6 protein-coding genes are annotated in these 8548 nt (G+C 40.6%); 5 read left to right on the top strand and 1 reads right to left on the bottom strand.

Annotated elements, in window-relative coordinates; genetic code table 11:
• Positions 1–331 precede the first annotated feature (331 nt).
• A complete protein-coding gene (locus RYH73_RS26055; protein ID WP_335316368.1) occupies positions 332–691 on the bottom strand; it encodes a nuclear transport factor 2 family protein in 360 nt (119 codons plus the stop codon).
• Positions 692–1286: 595 nt separating this feature from the next.
• Between RYH73_RS26055 and RYH73_RS26050 the strand changes: the two genes are divergently transcribed.
• The 5 genes from RYH73_RS26050 (at position 1287) to RYH73_RS26030 (ending at position 8524) form a co-directional block, all read left to right on the top strand.
• Positions 1287–2585: a peroxiredoxin family protein gene (locus RYH73_RS26050; RefSeq protein ID WP_335316367.1), complete on the top strand. Its 1299-nt coding sequence runs from the start codon at positions 1287–1289 to the stop codon at positions 2583–2585.
• Between the two features lie 11 nt (positions 2586–2596).
• Positions 2597–3913 carry a peroxiredoxin family protein gene (locus RYH73_RS26045; RefSeq protein ID WP_335316366.1) on the top strand — a complete coding sequence of 439 codons (1317 nt, stop codon included), beginning with the start codon at positions 2597–2599 and terminating at the stop codon, positions 3911–3913.
• Between the two features lie 38 nt (positions 3914–3951).
• Complete coding sequence (locus RYH73_RS26040; protein WP_335316365.1) at positions 3952–4617, top strand: YceI family protein; 666 nt, start codon at positions 3952–3954, stop codon at positions 4615–4617.
• Between the two features lie 40 nt (positions 4618–4657).
• Positions 4658–5626 carry a cytochrome-c peroxidase gene (locus tag RYH73_RS26035; RefSeq protein ID WP_335316364.1) on the top strand — a complete coding sequence of 323 codons (969 nt, stop codon included), beginning with the start codon at positions 4658–4660 and terminating at the stop codon, positions 5624–5626.
• A gap of 135 nt (positions 5627–5761) precedes the next feature.
• The gene (locus RYH73_RS26030; RefSeq protein WP_335316363.1) at positions 5762–8524 is read left to right on the top strand and encodes a TonB-dependent receptor; all 2763 of its coding nucleotides are present in this window, start codon (positions 5762–5764) and stop codon (positions 8522–8524) included.
• Positions 8525–8548 lie beyond the last annotated feature (24 nt).

Genomic DNA, 8548 nt, shown 5'->3' with positions numbered 1-8548 from the left:
ACCCCTTAACAACGCTCAAATCGACCGCCATGGTCTTAAACGAATCATCAAATTTTCTATGCATTTCTACAAATTTAAAATTACTATCTAAATCTGTCTCGCTTTAAAGGTAGCAACTCCAGGAGACCTATTTTTAGCAGTTCCCATCCCGGTCCGTTTCGGTAATGAGCATGCCGCATCTGTGACTGCTGCTTTTCAGTTCGGTATCATCTTTTAAATAGCGATATATGAAAGATCAATTGAACTATTGGTGTATATATTGATTTTCATTGTAGCTGCCAGATAAAAATGCTATCCTCGTCAATACCCGATGTAAAAGTTAGTTATGTGCTCAGCAAAGTACGCTGCTTGCAGTAATGACTTTCCAGTCTTTGTTAAATAACTTCCAGACTCTGGTAAATTTGACACGGTTTTCAAAAGGCTGGTCCAGATAAATACCCCTGATCTCTTTAGTGACCACGACTACGGCAGTATCTCCGAATAGGTGCAACTGCTGATCTGAGGCAACTAGTTCCGTAATTTTCAAATCTCCGTTGATATGAGGGGCCAGGTCCTCCTTTTTGGAAAGCACCATTCCAAGGTGATTAACAAATATCAGCTCATCGTGAAGCAAGGTGTCCAGTACCTGTAAATTACTGTTTAAGATGGCGGCAATAAGTTGTGCTTCTAACTTTAGAATTTCGCGCTCCATAGGTTTGTTTTACATTTGATACTGCTAAAAGTATAAAATTAATCTTAAAACACTACACGAAACGTTAGGTGGATGTTCTGAGCCTGTTGTCCCCCCATAGCCATCTTATTTCTGGTTTAATGTAAATTTTCTTCACTCGAAGATGTTTCCTCAATAAACTGTTTAAAGCCGAATGTCGAAAGTCCAGGACTTTTAAAAGTTGCGCTAATGTAGAGGCTGCTTTGGCAATAATAGGAACGATTTATAGGGTGTTTAGGTATGAAACATAGGTATAAAAGCGGTCGAAAGATAGTTACATTTGTATATCATGAATGTTCGTTTCAAAACGAAAAAATGTATACTAAATTAATAGATTATGGTCCAGTTTTATAAAAATGCTAGTTTATCCCTCCAATTGGAGGAGCCAGCCACATTTCAACCAATTGTTATTTCAGTTATCGCTTTCCCTAGCATGCGAATGTGCATGTGTAGATAAAACCATCTCTAGGTTCTATCTTTTATCCGTTTAATATCCTAATCAAAAGATTGTTCTAAATAAAGCATTGTAAAAAAATGCTATTGGACAAGCTATGTCTATATCACAAATCATATAATCATGAAGGAAAAACTATTCATTAAAAATGTCAGGAGTGCCGTGTCGGCCAGTATGATTGGCTCCTTACTGATAACTGGTGCGGTGCAGGCACAAGTGCTGCCAAAAGAAGGTCGCTGGCGGGGTGAATTTAAAGTAAGTGAGTCTATTGTGCCTTTCAATTTTGAGTTCAGTAAGCATGGAGATAAAAAAACGCTTACACTTATTAATGGCAGTCGCCGAGATGACTTTGACGTGCAACTTCGTAAGGGAGACTCTATTTACGTGAAAATGAACACCTATGACGCTGCTCTAGTTGCAAAAGTAGAGGCCGACAACAAGCTGTCCGGCGAATATATCAGCTTGGTACCCGGATTTAGAGGAAATGCCTTGTCGTTTGTAGCACAACATGGTAAAACTTATCGTTTTGTGGAACCGGGCAAAGATGTGCGTCCAGCATTTGATATTTCGGGCAAATGGGAAATCCAAACCTATACAAAAGAACAAGTGCCCGCTTCAATTGCCCTATTAAAACAAACAGGAAATAAGCTAACGGGTGTAATTATGACCGTTGTTGGAGATACACGAGAGCTAGAAGGGACAGTACAGGGTGATGAGTTTTACCTTTCAGGTTTTACTGGTCCGAGCCCTTTTATCGTGAAAGGAAAAATAAATAATAACCGGTCTATTTCAGGTGAGCAGGGCTTTGGCATTTACAAAAATGTTAAATTTGATGGAACCCTAAACCCATCGGTAGAACTTCCAGATCCCTATGAAATTACGCATCTAAAAGAAGGTTATTCTAAATTTGATTTTACTTTTCCCGATCTGAAAGGCAAACAGGTATCGTTAAGCGATGATAAGTATAAAGGAAAAGTAGTCATCATTGAAACCATCGGTACTTGGTGTCCTAATTGTACCGATCAAACCATCTTTTTGGCACCGTGGTATAGTAAAAACAAACATCGTGGTGTGGAGGCTATTGCTATTGGCTTTGAGCAGAAAGATGACTTGGAATATGCAAAATATACGTTGGGTAAACTAAGAGATAAATATAAAATTGAATATGATATTCTTTTTGGCGGCATTGCTGATAAAAAAGTTGTGTCGGAAAAATTTCCGGCACTTAATAAATTCATTGCCTTTCCGACTACCATCTTGATAGATAGAAAAGGTAATGTACGCGAAATCTACACGGGCTATACTGGAGAAGTGACGGGAAAATATTACGAAGCGTATGAGGCACGATTTAACAAAGTTTTAGATGAGTTAATTGCGGAGCCCGTTCCTAACGAACTAGCAGCTATTGTAGCACAAAATTAAACCCATGAATTATGAAAGCCATACATCAAAACATACGCGTTTTTATTATTGCGATTATAGCATTTGCTCCTCTTTTTAAAGCTCGTGCAACAGTTGTCTGTAGCAATGGGACTCCTAAAAAATTTATTAAGCAAGGGGTGTGGAGAGGTGTCTTTAAAGTGAGTGAAACAGAGGTGCCTTTCAACTTTGAGTTGCAGGGAACCTCACCTGAAAATGCTGTCTTTACCTTATTAAATGGGTCAAGAAGGGATGATTTCCACGTGGAGCGTCTAGGCGAAGATTCGTTATTCATTAAGATGAATACCTATGATGCGGCCCTGGTTGCCAAAATAGAATCAGAGGGGAGGTTATCTGGAGAATATCGGAGCTTAGTGCCGGGTTTGAGAGGAAATGCATTGCCATTTACTGCGGAGGAAGGTAAAAACTACCGTTTTGTTGAACCGGGGAAAAACGTTTCTCCGAAAGCGAACCTTACTGGTAAATGGGAACTACAAGGCTTTTCAAAAGAAGATGTACCAAACAAGGTAGCGATACTAAAACAAGATGGTAATAAGCTCACCGGCGTTATTTTACAGGTGACCGGCGATAGCCGCGAGCTGGAAGGTACGGTTCAAGGAGATGAATTCTATCTGTCGGGATTTACGGGACCTAGTCCGAAAATTTACAAAGGGAAAATTAACGCTGATGGAACACTATCTGGGCAAATTGGCCAAGGTATTTATGATAATGTAAAATTTGTTGGAGTGAAAGACGAATTAGCCGAATTGCCAGACCCCTACCAGTTAACTTATCTGAAAGATGGGTACAAGACACTCGACTTTACATTTCCAAACCTGGAAGGCAAGCCTGTTTCTTTGAAAGATGAGAAATACCAAGGCAAAGTAGTCATTGTAGAGTTCATTGGTACTTGGTGTCCAAATTGTACCGATCAAACGATATTTCTATCTCCATGGTTTAACGAGAACAAACATAAAGGCGTGGAAGCTATTGCGATTGGTTTTGAACAAAAAGATGATTTGGCGTATGCCAAATATACACTCGGAAAGTTAAGAGATAAGTATAACATCCAATATGATATCCTGTTCGGCGGTTTAGCCGATAAAAGGTCAGTAGGCGAAAAGATCCCTGCACTTAATAAATTTATCGCGTATCCAACAACCATAGTTATTGATCGAAAGGGAGAGGTGCGCGAAATTTATACAGGATATACAGGCACTGTTACCGGTAAATATTATAAAAATTATGAGAAGCGCTTTAAAGAACTTCTTGGCGAGTTGCTGGCAGAACCTGTTCCTCAAAACCTAAAAAGTTCACTTGCTTCTAAATAAGATTCAAATAAAAAATCCCTTTTAAAATCATATCTATTATGTCATTTACATCTTCAACAAAACAACGCTTAGTAGGTACGCTGGTATTGACAACCTTTTTAGGCATCTTATCAGCGTTTACTTATACTGTCAGAACAGAACATCATCTTGTCGATAATTCCCTCATTAAATCAAAGAACGCAGTTAATTATAAAATTGATCAACAAAAAAGTAAGATTACATGGCTGGCCAAAAAGGTAAGTGGCGAGCATAGCGGTGAGATTAAGATTGCCTCCGGTAACCTTAATTTTGATGGCCAACACTTGATTGGTGGTGATTTTATCTTAGACACCCGATCAATCAGTGTTACCGATGTGAAGGATAAGGAAACCAACGGTAAATTGGTTGGACATTTGAAGAATGACGACTTTTTTGCTGTTGAGAAATTTCCGGAAGCTAGGTTTGTTATTACCAATGTGAAAAAGAAATCAGATGGTTTATACGATGTGCAAGGAAACCTCACTATTAAGGGAATCACCAAACCTATCAGTTTTTCAGCCACCACAAAGGTAGTTGATCAACAAATAGTTGCCAACGCAAAGATACGTGTAAATAGAACCGATTATGGCATCAAGTTTCGATCGACCAATTTTTTTGAAAATCTGGGTGATAAAGCAATTTATGACGATTTTGACCTCCAGGTTAACTTGGTAGCAAACAGGTGAATTCAGCATAAGATATGCAACAAATAGCTTAGGTGAATTTATGTATGTATTAAGTTTTCTGGATAAGCGGTGGACAGCGATTTTGTTTTTATTAGTGGGAGCAGTTGTTTTACTAGTAGGCTTTCAATCTGATAAGGCAAGTAATATCGCCACTAAGCAACAGCTTGGGGAACGGCTATTTTTCGATCCGCTGTTATCTGGCGATAAGACAATCAGTTGTGCATCTTGTCACAAACCGCAATTTGGCTTTGCTGATACGGCAACCTTTAGCGAAGGGGTTAGAAAGCAGTTAGGTAAACGGAATACGCCAAGTGTTACCAATTTATCGGGCCGTCCGATGTTGTTCTGGGATGGCAGGGCTGGTTCTTTAGAGGAGCAAGCCCTTGTGCCAATTGCAAATCCTGAAGAAATGGATTTACCAATTGAGGATGCGGTAGGTCGCTTAAAAGCCAGTACTTTATACCGAAATGCTTTCTTGCGTATTTTTAAAGAAGAACCGAGCAAAAGCAATTTGAGCGGTGCTTTAGCAGCCTATCAGCGTACCCTAGAAACTGCAAACAGTCCTTACGACCGCTACATCAATGGTGACGATCATGCCATATCAACAGAAGCCAAAAGGGGGCGGATGCTGTTTATTGGGAAAGCAAATTGTAATACCTGTCACTCTGGAGAAGATTTTACGGCCGATCGATTTAAAAGCATCGGATTATATAATGGAAAAGATCTTCATGATGTAGGTAGGTATGCAATAACAGGGGACTCGAGTCAACTTGGTCTTTTTAAGGTTCCGGGCTTACGAAATGTAGCGATAACGGCCCCTTATATGCATAATGGCATGTTTAAAACATTAAAGGATGTTGTTGAATATTACAATGATCCGGATGCGGTTATTAAAGATGGTAAAAATAGAGACTTGGCCTTAGACGAACCTTTACAACTATCAGTGCAAGAAGTGGATGATTTAGTGGCCTTTTTGGAAACCTTGACAGACGATAGATTTAAAAAGTAAATCCGCTAAACTTAATGTCAAATGTGGCGCTCCCGATTTTTGGGAGTGGCGGGATTTCTTTGCTCAAATGAAACAGAAATATCGATCCATTCATAAAGACGCACAGACAGGGTGCGCCTCAAAAAACATTTAATAATGAGATTTTTAATACTAGTTAATATGTTCTTGCTTTTTGTATATGGAGGTTATGGACAGCAACGGACGCTAACTGGCACAGTGCGATCTGAAATTGACGGACAGCCCCTAGTAGGTGTTTCCGTTATTGTCAAAGGTCTGGGTGGAGGGGTGGTAACAAAAGAAGATGGTTCTTATAGTATCGGCATTACAAATGCCAGAAGGCTGATTTTTTCCTTCATCGGTTATCAAACACAGGAAGTCACGCTCGGAGCATCAAACACTATCGATGTATCATTGCTTAAATCCAATCGCACCTTAGATGAAGTGCAGATTGTAGGCTCTAGAAATGCCAACCGTACAAAATTGAACTCACCTGTACCTGTAGATGTTATTGACATTAAAACTTTACAGGAGACAGCGCCACAAGTAAGTGTTACTCAGTTATTGCAGTATATCTCTCCGTCCTTTCATTCCTCTGTATCAGGAGGAGGAGATGCCGCATCTGCCACTTCAACGGTTCAGTTACGTGGGTTGGGTGTGGATCAGGTATTGGTATTAATCAACGGCAAACGTAGACATAAAAGCTCAAATATCAGCTGGGGCGGTTTGGGCAATGGGGCTACGGGTTACGATTTGAACGCTATTCCCACGGGTGCTATCGAACGGATAGAAATATTAAGAGATGGAGCAGCTGCCCAATATGGTTCAGATGCCATCGCAGGTGTAATAAATATTGTACTCAAGCAAAATACGGACGCCTTAACACTCAATACGACAGCAAGCAGCCGTAGAAGGGGAGATGGTATTAGCACACGAACCAGTACGAATTATGGCGTGAAGCTGGGAGATAGAGGTGGCTTTTTTAATATTACCGGAGAATTTGCCACTCAATCGGTATCGCGACCGGTGGGTCACGACAGTGTGGGATTATATATAGGTCCCGCTTATGGAGGTGGCGCTAATACACGTGGTTTCGACCAGATTTATACAAAGGAGATTGATGATGCTATTCTGGCTTCACGTGGAATAGACCGCCATTTTTTTGATCAGCGAGGAAGCACAAATAAAGCGATCGACGGATTGCTTTTTTTTAATGCCTTAGTACCCCTTAAGGAAAACGTTGAACTGTATGCCTTTGGTGGAATAAGTCATCGTAATTCACAGTTTACTGCGGTTTATCGATTGCCGGGGTGGACCGAGCGAAATAATACATTCATCTATCCTGATGGTTTTTTACCCGCTATGGAGAACATTATAACAGATAAATCACTGGGGATAGGGATTAAAGGGAGAATAAGGGGATGGACGGTCGATTTTTCGAATGTATATGGTAAAAATGATTTCGGAAACGAAATAACCAATTCCCTTAACGCCAGCATGGGACAGCGATCGCCACGAAAATTTGATGCCGGGAATTATAATGCCAGTCAGAATACAGCCAGTTTAGATTTTAACCGCTATTTTGATCAGGTGCTGAAGGGATTGAACATCGCTTTTGGAAGTCAATATCGAGTAGAAACCTATCAGATTATTGCTGGTGAGGAGGCGTCTTATAGTAAGGCAGATTTACAGCCAATCTATCGCGTAGATACGACGACCGCCGGCCTCCCTTATCTGGTAAATTTAGGTAGTACGCCCCTTAATGGTTTATCCCCGGGCTCACAGGTCCATGCTGGCTTTAGGCCTTCTAACGAAGTAAATGTGAGAAGGTCGATTGCAGCAGCTTATGCAGATGTGGAATTAAATCTCACTTCAAAATGGTTGGTTTCCGGTGCACTACGCTTAGAGCACTATTCTGACTTTGGGAGTGTCACTACTTACAAAGCAAATACGCGGTATAGTTTTGTCAACTGGTTAGCCTTGAGAGGGGGAATTAACACTGGTTTTAGAGCCCCCGATTTAGCACAATTCTATTACACGGAGACTTCCACGACATTTCAGAATGGAGTGGCAATTGATCAGGTAACAGCAAACAATGTGAATCCGGCCACAAAGGCGCTTGGTATCCCCAGTCTTCAACCGGAAAAATCCAAAGGTTATACCGCAGGATTGACTTCACAACCTGTTCCGAATGTTGAATTTACAGTGGATGCATATCAAATAGACGTAGACGATCGGGTGGGCAATACGGGGCGTTTCTCTGCGACAGACCAAAATTTGCCGCTTGATGTACGTAACTTATTTATACAGACGGGAACGGTGCAGGCAAAATTTTTCTATAATTCTTTCAGTACCCGTACCCGTGGAATAGAATTAACAGGTAGTTACAATTTTTTGTTGGAAAACGGAGGGAGAGCTACCTTTTTAGTAGGGGCTAATTTTCTCAAAACGAAACTCACAAAGGTAAATACCCCTGCCGGATTGGAAGCCTATCGCTATATCATTTTTGATGCGTCTGAGGAGGCTCGGGTAACGAGCAATATTCCCGCTCAAAAAATAACACTGCAAGGTACTTATCGCTACCAAAAATTTAATATTCTTCTTAGAACGGTCTACTTTGGAAAGGTTACAAATGTTTCACAGCTCAATGCCAACTTTCCCCAACCGGATTATTACTATCAAACTTTTAGTCCCATTTGGATTACAGACTTGTCTGCCGGGTATCAATTTACTTCGAAAATACAAGCAACGATTGGCGCCAATAATCTCTTTAATGTATTGGGTGATTATACTATACCGGCGCCTGGGTCAAATGTTAGCCGTATTCCGGGACCAGGTTCAACGCAAGCTGGTACCACAACAGGTATTCAGCCATTTGTACGTTTATCTGCGATCTTCTAATCTATAAAATAACTTGTTCATGAA

The organism is Olivibacter sp. CPCC 100613 (assembly GCF_036959255.1).
Lineage (GTDB): Bacteria > Bacteroidota > Bacteroidia > Sphingobacteriales > Sphingobacteriaceae > Olivibacter.
This window is presented reverse-complemented; position numbering and strand designations above follow the sequence as displayed.

Coding starts and splice junctions, on each gene's coding strand:
- RYH73_RS26050 (WP_335316367.1), top strand. CDS start 1,287: ATGAAGGAAAAACTATTCATTAAAAATGTCAGGAGTGCCGTGTCGGCC.
- RYH73_RS26035 (WP_335316364.1), top strand. CDS start 4,658: ATGTATGTATTAAGTTTTCTGGATAAGCGGTGGACAGCGATTTTGTTT.
- RYH73_RS26040 (WP_335316365.1), top strand. CDS start 3,952: ATGTCATTTACATCTTCAACAAAACAACGCTTAGTAGGTACGCTGGTA.
- RYH73_RS26030 (WP_335316363.1), top strand. CDS start 5,762: ATGAGATTTTTAATACTAGTTAATATGTTCTTGCTTTTTGTATATGGA.
- RYH73_RS26055 (WP_335316368.1), bottom strand. CDS start 691: ATGGAGCGCGAAATTCTAAAGTTAGAAGCACAACTTATTGCCGCCATC.
- RYH73_RS26045 (WP_335316366.1), top strand. CDS start 2,597: ATGAAAGCCATACATCAAAACATACGCGTTTTTATTATTGCGATTATA.